Source organism: Paenibacillus sp. M2, from assembly GCF_046713495.1.
In the GTDB taxonomy this organism is placed as follows: Bacteria; Bacillota; Bacilli; order Paenibacillales; family Paenibacillaceae; genus Paenibacillus; species Paenibacillus amylolyticus_B.
In genome coordinates, this window is sequence record NZ_CP169648.1 from 5410074 (window position 1) to 5424438 (window position 14365).

At 46.1% G+C, this 14365-nt stretch carries 10 protein-coding genes; 3 read left to right on the forward strand and 7 right to left on the reverse strand.

Annotated elements, in window-relative coordinates; translation table 11 throughout:
* Nucleotides 1–4: 4 nt before the first annotated feature.
* The 3 genes from ACETMN_RS24920 to hcp all read right to left on the reverse strand — a co-directional run bounded on the left by ACETMN_RS24920 (nucleotide 5) and on the right by hcp (nucleotide 4818).
* On the reverse strand, nucleotides 5–1630 hold the full coding sequence (locus tag ACETMN_RS24920) for a helix-turn-helix domain-containing protein (protein WP_091013651.1): 1626 nt from the start codon (nucleotides 1628–1630) through the stop codon (nucleotides 5–7).
* Between the two features lie 255 nt (nucleotides 1631–1885).
* On the reverse strand, nucleotides 1886–3268 hold the full coding sequence (locus tag ACETMN_RS24925) for a PTS transporter subunit EIIC (protein WP_411735245.1): 1383 nt from the start codon (nucleotides 3266–3268) through the stop codon (nucleotides 1886–1888).
* 257 nt (nucleotides 3269–3525) lie between these two features.
* Nucleotides 3526–4818 carry a hydroxylamine reductase gene (gene hcp / locus ACETMN_RS24930; RefSeq protein ID WP_091013647.1) on the reverse strand — a complete coding sequence of 431 codons (1293 nt, stop codon included), beginning with the start codon at nucleotides 4816–4818 and terminating at the stop codon, nucleotides 3526–3528.
* Nucleotides 4819–5125: 307 nt separating this feature from the next.
* Here hcp and ACETMN_RS24935 point away from each other — a divergent pair, with 307 nt between their 5' ends.
* On the forward strand, nucleotides 5126–7777 hold the full coding sequence (locus tag ACETMN_RS24935) for a cation-translocating P-type ATPase (protein WP_411735246.1): 2652 nt from the start codon (nucleotides 5126–5128) through the stop codon (nucleotides 7775–7777).
* A 68-nt stretch (nucleotides 7778–7845) separates the two neighbouring features.
* Here ACETMN_RS24935 and ACETMN_RS24940 read toward each other — a convergent pair whose 3' ends face one another.
* Nucleotides 7846–8229, reverse strand: coding sequence for a VOC family protein (locus tag ACETMN_RS24940; protein ID WP_179198419.1), 384 nt, complete (start codon nucleotides 8227–8229; stop codon nucleotides 7846–7848).
* A 285-nt stretch (nucleotides 8230–8514) separates the two neighbouring features.
* Between ACETMN_RS24940 and ACETMN_RS24945 the strand changes: the two genes are divergently transcribed.
* A complete protein-coding gene (locus ACETMN_RS24945) occupies nucleotides 8515–9855 on the forward strand; it encodes an MFS transporter (RefSeq protein WP_411735247.1) in 1341 nt (446 codons plus the stop codon).
* A 156-nt stretch (nucleotides 9856–10011) separates the two neighbouring features.
* Here ACETMN_RS24945 and ACETMN_RS24950 read toward each other — a convergent pair whose 3' ends face one another.
* Nucleotides 10012–10668 carry a DUF2625 family protein gene (locus ACETMN_RS24950; protein ID WP_091013641.1) on the reverse strand — a complete coding sequence of 219 codons (657 nt, stop codon included), beginning with the start codon at nucleotides 10666–10668 and terminating at the stop codon, nucleotides 10012–10014.
* Between the two features lie 285 nt (nucleotides 10669–10953).
* On the opposite strand from ACETMN_RS24950, the gene ACETMN_RS24955 reads away from it, so the two are divergent.
* On the forward strand, nucleotides 10954–12420 hold the full coding sequence (locus ACETMN_RS24955) for a DUF5123 domain-containing protein (protein WP_411735248.1): 1467 nt from the start codon (nucleotides 10954–10956) through the stop codon (nucleotides 12418–12420).
* Between the two features lie 128 nt (nucleotides 12421–12548).
* On the opposite strand, the gene ACETMN_RS24960 is transcribed toward ACETMN_RS24955, so the two are convergent.
* Together ACETMN_RS24960 and ACETMN_RS24965 are read right to left on the reverse strand one after the other, a co-directional pair.
* Nucleotides 12549–13532, reverse strand: coding sequence for a sensor domain-containing diguanylate cyclase (locus ACETMN_RS24960; RefSeq protein ID WP_091013636.1), 984 nt, complete (start codon nucleotides 13530–13532; stop codon nucleotides 12549–12551).
* Between the two features lie 25 nt (nucleotides 13533–13557).
* Nucleotides 13558–14364, reverse strand: a complete 807-nt coding sequence (locus ACETMN_RS24965) for an alpha/beta fold hydrolase (RefSeq protein ID WP_192133511.1) — start codon at nucleotides 14362–14364, stop codon at nucleotides 13558–13560.
* Nucleotide 14365: the final 1 nt, after the last annotated feature.

A 14365-nucleotide genomic window follows, 5' to 3' on the forward strand; every position in this document is an offset into this window, starting at 1 on the left:
TGGATTATTGTGCTCTCTCATGAAGAGGTTCCGTAAGATGGCGAATGATCTGATTGAGAATCAGAGTGTGTCCCGTAATTCCGTGGCCGTCTACCCACAGGTGAGTATCTACGTAAAATACCCGATTATTTTTTACAGCCTTCAGGTCATTCCATTGTGGACTCTCCCATAGTTTCCTCAAATTCTCTTCAGCACTAAAGTGCTGCATGATCCGCTTCTCCACAAACAAATAATCGGGATTGGCTTGTGTGAGCAGGGCCAGCGAACAAGGATTAAACCAAGCTGCACCTGAATTAAGTGCTTGCGGCAGTGTTAATCCAAGCTGTTCATATAACAAGTGTGATACCCCGTGTGAATGCCCACCCAGATATCGATAACCAAACGCTTCTACCCTTAGCAACATGACAGTGGACGCGGATTGGATGATGGGTTGCAACTGTCGCTTAGCTACGCTGACTTCGTGTTTCATCTGCTGATGCAGTTTAAAAGCCTCATCTTCTTTATAAAACCAGGCTGCCAATTGATCGAGCATTGGTTCTACATCTTGATGAAGTCCGGTTAGAATCGGTGCAATTGTGCGCAGCCCCCTTTTGACCTCTTCCGTCAATACGTTTCCTATCAATATCTCCGGTTGAACTTGTCGAACAAGTTCTATCTCCACCTCATACTGTGTTACCTCCAGCATCTCTACTCCATACGATGTAAATTGTTCATGGTGATGTGGCGACAACAGGATCGGGGTGACCACTACGGCATGGGGGATGACACCCAGATGAATCATAATTTCTGCACAGATTGGAGAAAGTGATACGATCTTGCGCTGCGTCATCGTCTGCCTATATATCTTAGGTGATACGCCAGTCAGTTGTTTGAAGCGTCGGCTAAAATAATGAGCATCTTCAAAACCAGATTTTTTGGCAATATCCTGTGAGGTTGCAGCTGTTAATATCAATTCTTCCTGCGCACGGTAGATCCGGTAGTGTGCCAGATAATCCAGAGGTGGCTTACCATATCGCTCGCTAAATTTGCGGGAGTAATGCCATGGACTGATTCCGGCAATCTGAGCTAACTGTGTACGTGTAATGACCTGATCATAATGTTGCTGCATGTAGTCAATGGAGCGAAGTATACCGTGTTCTGGCTTTAACTCGTCATCTGGCTGTTTCCGATAAAGATTACTTAACAACTCATATAACAAATGCTGATGGCCAACCCTTCCTGCACCCTGATCCTGTGAATGCACTTCACTCCAATGCTGAATGATACTTGCCAAACCTCCACCGGACAGTTGCACTTTCTGATACGCCTCTCCTGACGGTAACTGCCATTCGAACTTCTCAGCTTCCCGTCGATCATGCAGCACCGAATATGTATCGAACTGAACATGCCAGCCTGCCAGATCCAGGTTGCCACCTTCAATGACCTCCATTACGGAGTTCTCTTCAAGCGCAATTAATTCTCCATAAGAGACGTGAACTCGGTGTCCATTTATATTCCAGATCGCTTTTCCATCAATAATAAATATCAAGGTGTGACTGAAAAAGTGATGCAGCTCGCCTTTCGTTATCCATGCGTTGCTTAGTGCATTCGTTGACTTCCATTGAGCAATCCATTCCATGTTGTCAGACATAGGTTATCCTTTCAAAGGGATTAGTAATCCAGATTTATAGGTTTCACTATATCAAAATACATGACAACTCCATAACCAACAAGCTATGGCTTGAATAAAATGGTGGACAGCTACTGAGCATTTCATACTAGTATTATTCAGATACAAAAACAACAAAAGGCCCGTGCCATCAGGCACAGGCTCTTTATTACAACTTAAATGCTACTTCTCAATGCTACGTTTTACGTATTACTCAATGCTGGATTTTGGTGCCCCCTATCTCCGGTTCTGTCCTTTTCCTGCCATCCAATACGTCAGTCCACCTGAGACACCAAACGCAATAACCACACCAATGCAAGTGTGTAACAGATTCAGGCCACCCTCTTCAATGAAGAGCGGGAGGCTGACCAAGCTCGGATTCCCCACCATAGCAAATGCCTTGACAGATAACAACCCAAAATATAGTCCACCCGCAGCTCCACCCAGCAATGCCGCGTAGAAAGAGGATCTTTTTCGCATGTTGACCGCATACAATGCAGGCTCTACCACTCCAAGGAGGGCTGTTCCCGTTGCCCAGAAAGCAAGTCTTCTGGATGCTGGCTCTTTCGAACGCAAAGCGGTTGCGAGCGCAGCCCCTGCTTGTCCAACAATCGCCACTAACATGGCAGCAATCACCATAGAACCACCATTCATAACCATTTCATTAATGATGATGGCAATCAGCCAGTAGTGTAATCCCATAATTAACATCAGCGAGAAGACCGCTCCCAGTAACATCACCGACAACACTGGAGCATTAGCTACGAGTGAATCCAATGCCTGTGGCAGATATTCATCAATCCAGGTACCGACTGGACCAAGTATCATCAATACTAGCGGAACAAGAATCAGTAACGTCAGGAATGGAGCAAACATCCCTTTGGCGAATTTTGGACTCCATCGTTCAACGTTTCTTTCCAGGTAGGCCGCTGCACAGATCGTGAGAATGATCCAGATGGGCGTAGAGTAAAAAGCAGGCTGGGACACAAGTGGCACACCCAGGAAATGCACCTCTTTTTCCCCTGACATCAGCATGGTCATCTCCGGATAAAACATGAGTCCGCCAATAGATGCAGCAACATAGATGTTGCTCTTCAACCGATACGCTGTGCTGATTGCTACCAATACAGGCAGTACATAAAATACACTGTCTCCAATGATCCTGAATATCGTAAAGGTCTGGCTGTCCATCAATGCGGAAGAATCCGCAGAACTGTACGTATCCATTAACGCTATAATGGCGACTACAATTTTAATAACAGCGGCTCCGAGAATCGCAGGCATCAAGGGCATGAATACATCGGATACAAAATGTAAGATCGAGAATCTGTTCTTCTTCGCATGTCCTGCTTCCTGCAACACTGCCCCTGTCGATTTCCCAATCCCCATACCCAGTAACGTATTGTAGATAAGTGAAGATTCGTCTCTGATTGCCAGATGACACTGCTCACCTGTTACCCGAATATCTGCCATATCATCTGTGATGGTAAGAACCGACAGGTTCAATCGTGTGCTGTCCTTCAGTGCCAGCGTCGTTGTACCCTTATCATGTTCTACGAGCTTGATGTTCTCCTTGCCACCTGCGAGTTTCAACCAATCTTCAATCTGTCTGTCATGCATGATTTACAATCTCCTCATGTTACGGTAAACCCGTGTTTTGTGATGTGTTATGATCTAATCTGCCTCTATCTATATACACATTTCCACGAAAAAACTTCAATAGGATAAAAAAACTAATTTCCCTGACATTGCATGTTTATTTATACAAGGTATATTGACCTATGAAGGTCGAAAAAGCAAAAAAGCCTACTCTTATGTAGGCTCTTATCCATCTTTACTTATGAGTCATACTCTACATGTAAATATACATCCTCATCCTATGACAGTGCCAACATCGCGTTCATATCTTCTTCTGCTGTTGTAATTAACTTCAGACCGAACATGTCCACGAGTACATCCAAGACACCTTCGGATATGAATTCAGGTGGTTTTGGTCCAATGCGAATGTCCTGAATGCCGAGGCTGAACAGGCCAAGCAGGATCGCAACTGCTTTTTGCTCAAACCAGGACAGCACAATGCTGACAGGTAACTCATTTACAGTACAGCCAAAAGCATCCGCTAAAGCCATTGCGATTTTCACCGTAGAACCGGAATTGTTGCATTGACCCAGATCGATATAACGCGGGATACCCGTGTCTCCAACCGTACCATAATCCACATCGTTGAAGCGGAACTTGCCACAGGATGTCGTCAGAATTACGGTATCATTTGGCAATGATGTCGCGAGTTCACGATAGTAGTTGCCGCCTTTGCCTGGTGCATCACAGCCTGCAATAACGAAGAATCGACGGATATGGCCATCTTTCACCGCTTGAATAATCTCGGGCGCAAGCCCAATCACGGTCTCATGGTGGTATCCTGTCGTTAAGACTTGCTCCGACTGTACATCAGCCGCAGGCAGTGACAATGCACGCTCAATCAGCGGTGAGAAGTCATCATTCATAATCTTGGCAACCCCCTCCAGACCCGCCACTTCGTATGAGAAAAAGCGGTCTGCATAGGTGCCTTTAATCGGCATAACACAGTTGGTTGTTGCAAGAATAGCACCCGGGAATTGTTCAAACAGTCTGCGCTGATCGTACCATGCTTTACCGATATTACCCTTGAGATGGGCATATTTCTTCAGCGCCGGATAACCGTGCGCAGGCAACATTTCCGAGTGGGTATAGATGTTGATTCCTTTCCCTTCGGTTTGACGAAGCAGCTCCTCCAATGCATACAGATTATGTCCTGTCACCACGATGCACTGTCCTTCAATCTGGTTCTGGCTAACCGTAATCGGTTGCGGTACACCAAAGCGGTCCGTATGCGCACGATCCAGCACATCCATAATGCGGATGGCTGCATTACCTACCTTCATCGCCATCTCCAGATGTTCCTGTACATTAAAATTCGAGTTCGTTAATGTCATATATAATGCCTCATGTGTAATCCGATCCACCTCAGGATCATGATATCCCAACTGGCGTGCATGTGTCGCATAAGCAGCGATACCTTTTAACGCAAAAATCATCGTATCCTGCAAACTTGCGATTGTTTCGTTTTTGCCGCATACCCCTACCACGGTACACCCGCCACTCGGCGTCTGTTCGCACTGATAACAAAACATATGATTCCCCTCCAAACTTAGATTAAACGCAGTTCGTTATGTAATAGCGTAACAGACCCTGATATGAGCTAGTGTGATGGTGCACACAGTTTCTGATCCAATATCTGTATTTGGTTCTCCAGATATCATCCAAACTGGAAATAATAACATTCAAAAAAAGGCATATCTCGAATCATTATGAAAAATACTGTGTACAGCTAAAAATGTATAAATCCATAATCTTAAAAAAATACGAAAATGAAACGATTCTAGATTTTGCCCGTAAGGGTAATACACAGAGAAATCTAATATTCAAGGAGCTGGTCAATTGCAACATTATAGACACAGTGCGGAGGAAACCCTTCAGGATGTACAGAGTTCCTCCAAGGGACTCACAACCTCCGAAGCTGCCAAGAGACTTGAAACCGAAGGATATAACGAATTAAAAGGGAAAGATGCAACACCTGTCTGGAAATTGTTCCTCGAAAATTTTAAAGATCCGATGGTCATCGTGCTGCTGATTGCAGCTGCGGTTCAGGTTGTACTTGGACACCTGATTGAATCGTTGATCATATTCCTGGTTATTTTGCTCAACGCGGTAATCAGTGTAGTTCAGACCAAAAAAGCCGAGAGTTCGCTCGACGCGTTAAAACAAATGTCTGCACCCGAAGCCAAAGTCATTCGTGACGGGCAGAAAAAGACCATTCCAGCGAGGGAACTCGTTCCCGGTGATATTGTTATGCTGGATGCAGGTGATTATGTCCCCGCAGACGGGCGTATCCTGGAATCAGGAAGTCTGAAAATCAACGAAGGCATGTTGACCGGAGAATCCGAAGCTGCGGAAAAACACGCTGATGCCATCCCGGATGAAGCTCCAATCGGAGATCGTCGCAATATGGCCTTCAGTGGCTCACTGGTCGTATATGGACGAGGCATGCTTGTCATTACAGGTACGGCTCTCAAGACGGAAATTGGTAAAATTGCCGAACTGATCGAAAATGCCGAAGCCAAGAATACGCCGTTACAGCGTAAGTTGGAATCATTCAGCAAAAAATTGGGCTTTTTCATCCTGGGGTTGTCGATTCTCATCTTTGGCATAGAAGCCGGTCGTGTATGGTTGACCGAAGGTACGGAGAATATCGGGCCTTCCATCGTAAATGCACTGATGTTTGCCGTAGCTGTTGCGGTTGCTGCCATTCCTGAGGCGTTATCCTCCATTGTGACGATCGTATTGTCACTCGGAACGAATAAGATGGCCAAACAACATGCGATCATTCGCAGACTGCCTGCCGTGGAGGCGCTCGGTTCTGCCAGTATCATCTGTACGGATAAAACAGGAACACTAACTCAGAATAAGATGACTGTCGTTGATTATTACATTCCCCATGGTACCAAGGATGAATTCCCCGATGATCCCGATCAGTGGTCGGAAGAGGAACGACGTCTGTTACATATTGCAGTGCTCTGCAATGATTCGAATATTAACCAGGAAGGCAAGGAACTGGGTGATCCAACCGAAGTGGCTCTCATTGCCTTCAGCAACCGGGTGAACAAGGATTACAATGAAATCCGTGACCAGTTCCCGCGTGAAGCTGAGCTTCCTTTTGACTCGGATCGAAAACTCATGAGTACGGTGCATACCTTCGAGGGACAGACGGCTTTGCTGACCAAAGGTGGACCGGATGTGCTGTTCAGCCGCTGTAGTCATGTATTTATCAACGGTGAGGTTCAGCCCCTCACACCCGAGATTCGCACACAGTTTGAAGAAAAAAATGAGGCCTTCTCGAAGCGTGCCTTCCGTGTGCTGGCCTATGCGTACAAAAAATTTGATGACAAAAACCAGGTCACCATTGATGACGAGCATGATCTGACACTAGTTGGCCTGACAGCGATGATTGACCCACCGCGTGAAGCGGTATACGGGTCGATTGAAGAGTCCAAAAAAGCGGGCATTCGCACCATCATGATCACCGGAGATCACAAAACGACGGCTCAGGCGATCGGTGTGGATATCGGCCTTGCCGAACCGGATGATCTCGCCATTACCGGCGCCGAACTGGACAAAATGTCTGATGAAGAGCTGGATCAACAACTTGAACACATCTCGGTATACGCCAGAGTATCACCTGAGAATAAAATCCGGATCGTGCGTGCATGGCAACGCAAAGGCAAGGTTGCAGCGATGACCGGAGATGGAGTTAATGACGCACCTGCGCTGAAACAGGCCGACATCGGCGTAGCGATGGGTAGCGGAACGGATGTCGCCAAGGATGCGGCTGCCATGATTCTGACGGATGATAACTTTGTCTCCATTGTAAATGCGGTCAGTGTTGGGCGGATGGTATTTGATAACATCAAAAAAGCTATCGCTTACCTGTTCGCCGGTAACCTCGGCGCCATTATCGCCATTTTGTTTGCCTTGATCGTCGGCTGGGTTAATCCGTTTACGGCCCTTCAGCTGCTGTTCATCAATCTGGTGAACGACTCCCTGCCTGCCATTGCTTTGGGTACAGAGAAACCAGAGCCAGATGTCATGCGGCGTAAACCACGTGATATTAACGAGGGTATCTTCGCAGGTGGAACCCTGCAGGCTGTGATTACACGTGGTGTCCTGATTGGTGCAGCTGTTATTGTGTCTCAATATATTGGACTTGGTATTTCGGAGGAAATCAGTGTGGCTATGGCCTTCACAACCCTGATTCTGGCACGCAGTCTGCAAACATTTGCAGCACGTTCCAACACACAGACGATCTTCCAGGTGGGCTTTATGACCAATAAATTCGTGCTTGGCTCCATCCTGGTATGTCTCTGTCTCTATGCAATTACACTGATTCCAGGTGTTCGCGGCGTCTTCGCCATCCCGGATACATTCGGCTGGAATGAGTTCCTGATTGCAGGCGGACTTGCTCTTGTCGCTGTCATACTGATGGATGTCATCAAGTGGATTCGCAATCGTGGCAAACAAGTTACTGCGGCATAAGATCTGCAGATATCGTACGTATGCACAAACAGGCGCCCGTTATCGGAGCGCCTGTTTATGTATCTAAATCACCCCTGTTTTATGCCAAAAGCGATCCATCTTCCATCGATATCCTCGATCACAAACTCCTTGTTATTATAGTCTGTATGATTCAAGACACGTACGATTTTCACATCTGCGTTGATCAATTCCTGTTGAAGCTCTTCCTGGTTCTGGGTAATAAAATATGCGTCATATCCATAACCATATAATTCTCTGTTGGGAATGACCTTCTGTCCATTGCTTTGGGTCAAAATAATCTCGGTAAGATCACGATAAAGACATACATGAGGTTCCTCGGCATCAAGATATTCGACGACTCGAAAGCCCATCTTTTCTTCATAAAACTGCGCGGTGCGCTTCATATCCAGCGTCGGAAATACGCTGTGGGACATTAATAATGCATGAGTCATGGGTATAATCTCCTTCATTTTCAACATGCTAATAACTTACATATCTAATTACCTCACCGCTGATCCATCCGCTTATGTATGTTCAATGATCATTTTAGTTAAATTCAGGAAATCCGTCTATTGTTTATTATTAATATCTCTCTATACTCATCACATCCGAATGAATCAGTATGACATTATTGCCATATGATGAAATGGAGTGTAAAATGGTATATTGCTTTTATACAAAATTTCCTTTGAGGTTTTATCCGAATTCATATTCATACACAAGACAGGAATGGTACCGTGAAAGATAAAATTGTCATGCCACTCTGGACGTGTTGCTTGTTCATCGTTGTGATGAACACCACCATGTTCAATGTTTCTTTGCCAGTCATTATTCATGATCTTCAAATCACCTCGGACCTGGGGTCTTGGGTCATCTCAAGTTATTCGATTGGTTACGCCCTGTCTACGGTGATTTACAGTCGATTGTCAGACCGTATCCCGGTACGCAAACTGTTAACGGTTGGGCTCCTGATCCTCGGGTTATCTTCATTGCTGGGGTTGTTCGCGCATAACTTCGCGATCCTGTTGCTGACACGCATACTACAATCTGCGGGTGCAGGAGTTATGGCCGGGCTGGGTCTCGTCATTGCAAGTCGTTACATCCCGGTGGAACGACGCGGAGCTGCTATCGCACTGATCTCATCAGGTAGCGCCATGGCTTTTGGACTTGGCCCCATTGTCGGCGGACTCATTAGCGAGTACTGGGGGTGGAACGGACTTTTTGCCATAACCGTGCTTGTCCTGCTTGCCCTGCCTATATTGCTTTATTTTCTCCCCCGTGAATCCGTCAAAACAGATCAGCCGTTCGATGTTATTGGTGCCATATTAACCGTCATAAATGCCACTACACTTCTCGTCGCGATCACCCAGCAATCCTGGTTCTGGTTTACCATCGGCGTTATCTCGCTTATTGCACACCTCTTGTATATTCGGAAAGCGAGTCTTCCGTTTGTGAATCCACAAGTATTCCGAACGCCAGGGTACACCCGCTTAATCCTTATCGGGTTCTGCGTGCTGGTCGTGAATCTGGGCAATCTGTTTTTGATGCCGCTTGTGCTCGCAGATCTATATGGACGCTCATCACTCGCCATTGGTTTGCTGATTGCTCCAGGAGCCATTGTTGCAGCATTTTGCACCCGTTTCGTCGGACGCTGGATCGACCGTTATGGCAATATGCGGTTTATGATCATCGGACACATTCTGCTCGCAGCGGTACTTGCCTTATTCATGCTCGTACTTGATCAATCCGCCCTGATCATTACCAGTGGTTATCTCTTTTTCTCACCGGCACTCTCGGCATCCATGGCTTCATTGAATAATGAAGCGTCACGTGTGCTGCCCAAGGCACAGATTGGTTCAGGAATGGGGATGTTACAATTGATTCAGTTCTTCGGTGGATCGGTATCTGTAGCCGTGTGTGGGTTGCTGTTGCACAGCATTCCGGGAGTATCAGTAGAGGAAGCTTATCATGTGGTGTATGCTTGTCTGTTGCTCATCTGTGTTGTTTCACTCGGGCTGACCATCTGGCATAGCAGAGCTTCACGCTCAGGCATTAAACCTGTTACATTGGACAATTGATAATTGAGGTTTAAAGTTCAGAGCAAAAAGGCCCGCGCCAAGCGCGAGCCTTTTTTAGTTTGGAACAGAAATGCCGTTTTTTTTAAAAAGTGGATCACTCAATGAACTTGAACTTCCCGGTTACTTTCCTGATTTCATCCTACAGCAGCATGCCAACTATTTACCGTCCAGTGCGAACTTCCAGGCCTCCATGATGCTAATTGGGGCTTTACTGCTGCTCTCGCCGCCACCTTCCTGCGTCCAAAGTGGTGGGTAATACGCGAATACTTGACCTGTCTGTAGCTGAGACATATTCTCTTGCCAGCCTTTCCAGCGAAAGGTCTGATAGAACTGCTCCAGATCGCCATTTGCCAGCCAGTTGATGAAACCTGAATATGCCAGTTCTGTCGATTCCCATTCGAGTGTATCCGGTGCAAAATAATAAATGTGTCCCGTGCGGCCATACTTGCCTGTATCCAGTCCGAAGAAACCGCCTGCCGCATCATATGCAACGACCATCATACCCTCCAGCACATCTACCCAAGGTTGCTCACTTACCCCATTCCAACTGGTGAGACTCCCAGATGTACTGTCACCACCCGCACCAAGCAGCGTGATCCAGCCATGGTCCAGTACGATACCTTCTGTCTCATAAGCAACAGCCCCCAAATAGGATTTGGTACTTATTTGCAGACGATAGAGGGTATCCGTTCCAGCCTCCTGCTTTGCTGGAACATACACATATGTATTTTGCCCACTATCCAGGAGTTCCTTGAGTTCTTCCCACGCGTGATTCTCCCGATCTACTAATTCAGCTACAGTTAATGTATTCATGAGCAGTCTCCTCGCTGATTTTATAAGAGCATATCATGGGTTATTAACCCGTTCAAATCTGCTATAATCTAGGGCGTGTCTAAAAACTCCGAAGGAAGCAGATTTTGCCGAATTTTCGTTCCAAGCAAGGAAGTTTTCCGCAGGCGTGCCGGGGCACGTCAAGGGAAAGTGACGCAGCAGGGGGCGAAAAGGCGGAAAAAGATGCACTTCAGCGAGTTTTGAGACACGACCTAGCTTCAAAGCTAAATTCAAGGGGGAAACGATTTGATTCGCGTAGTTATACTTATGATTCCGATTCTGATGGTGCTTGTATCCGGTTGTCAGAATCATACATCTGCCATGAAGGAACCCGTTTCTGTTCATAAGTCTGATCCCCAGGTCATCCATTACATATCACCCCAAGGAAACGACTCGAATAAAGGCACCATTCAATCTCCTTGGAAAACGTTGCAGCACGCAGCAGACCATGCTTCGCCAGGAAGCATCATATATTTGCGTGAAGGTGTCTATCATCAGAAAGTCAAAATCACCCGGAGCGGTAATTCTTCCGCTAATCCAACGCTATTTTCAAGTTATCCTCAGGAGCAGGTTATCATTGATGGTAAAGGTTTATCTGTTCGGGGCATTGAAGGGTTAATTGAAATTGAAAATGCCAGTTATATCACGATTCAGAATCTCGAAATTCGTAATTTTACAACCACACTTGGGGGCCAGGTTCCAACCGGGATCTATGTCCACGGAGCAGGTGAGCATATTCAGCTGTTAGGCAACACCATACACGCGATCTCTAGTTACGCACCTCCTGAAGGTCCCGATTTGCGGGGCAGGGATGCCCACGGTATTGCCATATATGGCACAGAGCACCCGCAAGCATTACGCGATATCATCATCAAGGATAATGAATTGTATGATCTTACACTTGGTTCCAGCGAATCACTTGCAGTCAACGGTAATGTCGATACCTTTGCCATACAGGACAATATTATCCATGATTCCGACAATATTGGTATTGATCTGATCGGGTACGAGGGTACGTCCGAGGACGACACGTACGATCAGGCTCGGAACGGCATTGTACGAGGCAACGAAGTATACGATATTACGTCCAATAACAATCCCTCCTACGGTACAGACCTGCCCAATGATACCAACTCGGCGGGCGGCATCTATGTAGATGGCGGGAAAGATCATATCATCGACCAGAACCGGGTATATCGGAGCGATATCGGAATTGAGATTGCCTCGGAACATGCCGGACGTTCGACCAGCAACATTACCGTGCGTGATAACCTGATTTATTCCAACAGATTGACGGGTATTGCCATGGGAGGTTATGACGAGGAACGAGGAGCTACCGAGGATAGCAAGATTATGTACAATACACTTATAGGGAATGATACCCTGAATGCAGGCAATGGACAGTTATTCATGCAGTCACGGACAAAGAACAATACGTTCATGCGTAACATTCTCGTATCGGGCAGCTCGGAAGTACTAATATACAACGAATATACTAGCAATACCGGCAATGTGTTTGACCATAATGTCTATTATTCACCAGGAGAGCAGGAAGACGCCCTGTGGGTTTGGAAAAATAAAGCCTACTCCGGCATCGCCGCCTACATCAAGGGATCTGGCAATGATGCACACTCCATATATGTGAACCCGGCATTTATGGATGAACCGAGCGAAGATTTTCGTCCTCAGGCGAATTCTCAAGCTAAGGCGTATGGTTACCTTGCTCCGCGATAAATCAACCCTGAGTCTGTCATCTCAACTTAGTCAATCTGTTTCACGCAAATAAAAGGAGCCTGTGCATGTGGGATCACTTCCCCCATGTGCACAGGCTCCTTTTCGTTTCTTTTGATGCAATCCAATCCTTAACTTCTTACCATCTGAGCTGCATGTGTCACCCGGTTTCGTCCTCCGGTTTTGGAGGCATACAGGGCGTTGTCCGCTCTTTGGAACAAGGACTTTTCTGTATCTTCCTCTACTATAGTGGCCGCACCGATACTCACCGTAATGTTATATTCACTCCAGTCGGCTGAAGCAACCTGTGAACGATATCGTTCTGCGATACCGATCGCCTGCTCCTCTTCACAACCTGGAAGAATGATAACAAATTCCTCCCCGCCGTAACGTGCAACCACATCCGTACTTCGCGACACCGATTGCAGCAGCCCTGCCAGATTACCTAGCACCAGATCCCCGATCGGATGTCCGTACGTATCATTAATGCTTTTGAAATGATCAATGTCCACAACGAGAAGGGAGAAATAACGTTGTTTCTCCTGAAACATCATTAAACTTTCAAACATTTTTTCCTGGAAAAACCTGCGGTTCTTCAATCCTGTCAACAAGTCGGTGGAGGCCAGTGTCTCCAACTGATCATTCACTTTAATTAACGCCTGCTCTTTAATTTTATATTCCTCATGCAGTCGTTCAAGTTCTTTATTCGCTTCTTGCGTCGCTTGATACAGCTCCTGTAGTTTGGTTTTGGTATGCAAAATATCCTTCTCATGTTCGATTCGCTTACGCATGACTACAACGACACAATCTACCACACTCTCCCCGTTACGAGTCTGACGAACACCGTTAAGCAGAACGGGAACAGCCTGCTGATCACGAGTACGAAACGTGAAATACATCTCGTCCACATGTCCATATAACTGGATGTAAGGATAGAAATACGTATGGAAAAATACCTTATTGCTCACCGACATGGTGGATTCAATATGTTGCCCTATGAGCTCATCGCGTTCATATCCAAGCATCGTAAGCAAAGTTTGATTAACCGACTGTACGACGCCCGAATCAGAGATAGAAAAGTATCCACAGGGAGCCAGATCTAATTGTATATCCATGGAATAACTGCCTTTCTTCCGCGTTTTATGCGCTCGTTAAATAATCCTTAATCATTCGGATGGTTTCTTCCGGTTGACTTAGATGCGGATAATGTCCCTTGGCCGTCATCTGTTGCAACCTGCTATTCTTCAGATGAGCGTGTAAATAATCCCCTACTTCTACCGGGGCAATGCTGTCATCCGAGCACTGAAGAATCAATGTTGGCACAGTTGCCTGCTCCAGATCAATACGACAGTCAGATAAAAACGTCACTTCGGCAAATTGTCTTGCAATATGCGGATCTCTGGAGCAGAAGCTTTTCTCCAATTCTTCCGTCAGCTCTTTCCGTTCCGGATTGTTCATCACAATGGGTGCCAAATAACTCGCCCACCCAATAAAATTCATCTGCATCATCTCAAGTAATTCATCGATATCATTCCGATCAAAACCTCCATAATAATTCGGCAGATCATTCACGTAACGTGGGGAGGGCCCTAACATTATAATTTTTTTGAAATATTTGGGTTTCTGAATGGATGCCAGCATACCAATCATACTGCTGACGGAATGCCCGACAAATATGGTGTCCTTTAGCTCAAGCGCTTCCATAATTTCCAGCACATCCTGAGCGTATCCTTGAAGGTTGCTATATTTGACAGCATCATAATAGTTAATTTGAGATTCGCCAGATCCAACATAATCAAACAACACCACACGGTAGTTCTCCATAAAACCTGGAATAATGTAACGCCACATATCCTGATCACATCCAAAACCATGAGCAAATACAATCGTTTGGCTACCCGAGCCAAGTACCTTAACATTATTTCTTACAAGTATATTAACCGTCATT

Excerpts from the sequence above, each read along its gene's own strand:
- ACETMN_RS24950 (WP_091013641.1), bottom strand. The coding sequence starts at position 10,668 with ATGAATACATTAACTGTAGCTGAATTAGTAGATCGGGAGAATCACGCG.
- ACETMN_RS24965 (WP_192133511.1), bottom strand. The coding sequence starts at position 14,364 with ATGACGGTTAATATACTTGTAAGAAATAATGTTAAGGTACTTGGCTCG.
- hcp (WP_091013647.1), bottom strand. The coding sequence starts at position 4,818 with ATGTTTTGTTATCAGTGCGAACAGACGCCGAGTGGCGGGTGTACCGTG.
- ACETMN_RS24940 (WP_179198419.1), bottom strand. The coding sequence starts at position 8,229 with ATGACTCATGCATTATTAATGTCCCACAGCGTATTTCCGACGCTGGAT.
- ACETMN_RS24925 (WP_411735245.1), bottom strand. The coding sequence starts at position 3,268 with ATGCATGACAGACAGATTGAAGATTGGTTGAAACTCGCAGGTGGCAAG.
- ACETMN_RS24920 (WP_091013651.1), bottom strand. The coding sequence starts at position 1,630 with ATGTCTGACAACATGGAATGGATTGCTCAATGGAAGTCAACGAATGCA.
- ACETMN_RS24960 (WP_091013636.1), bottom strand. The coding sequence starts at position 13,532 with ATGGATATACAATTAGATCTGGCTCCCTGTGGATACTTTTCTATCTCT.
- ACETMN_RS24955 (WP_411735248.1), top strand. The coding sequence starts at position 10,954 with ATGATTCCGATTCTGATGGTGCTTGTATCCGGTTGTCAGAATCATACA.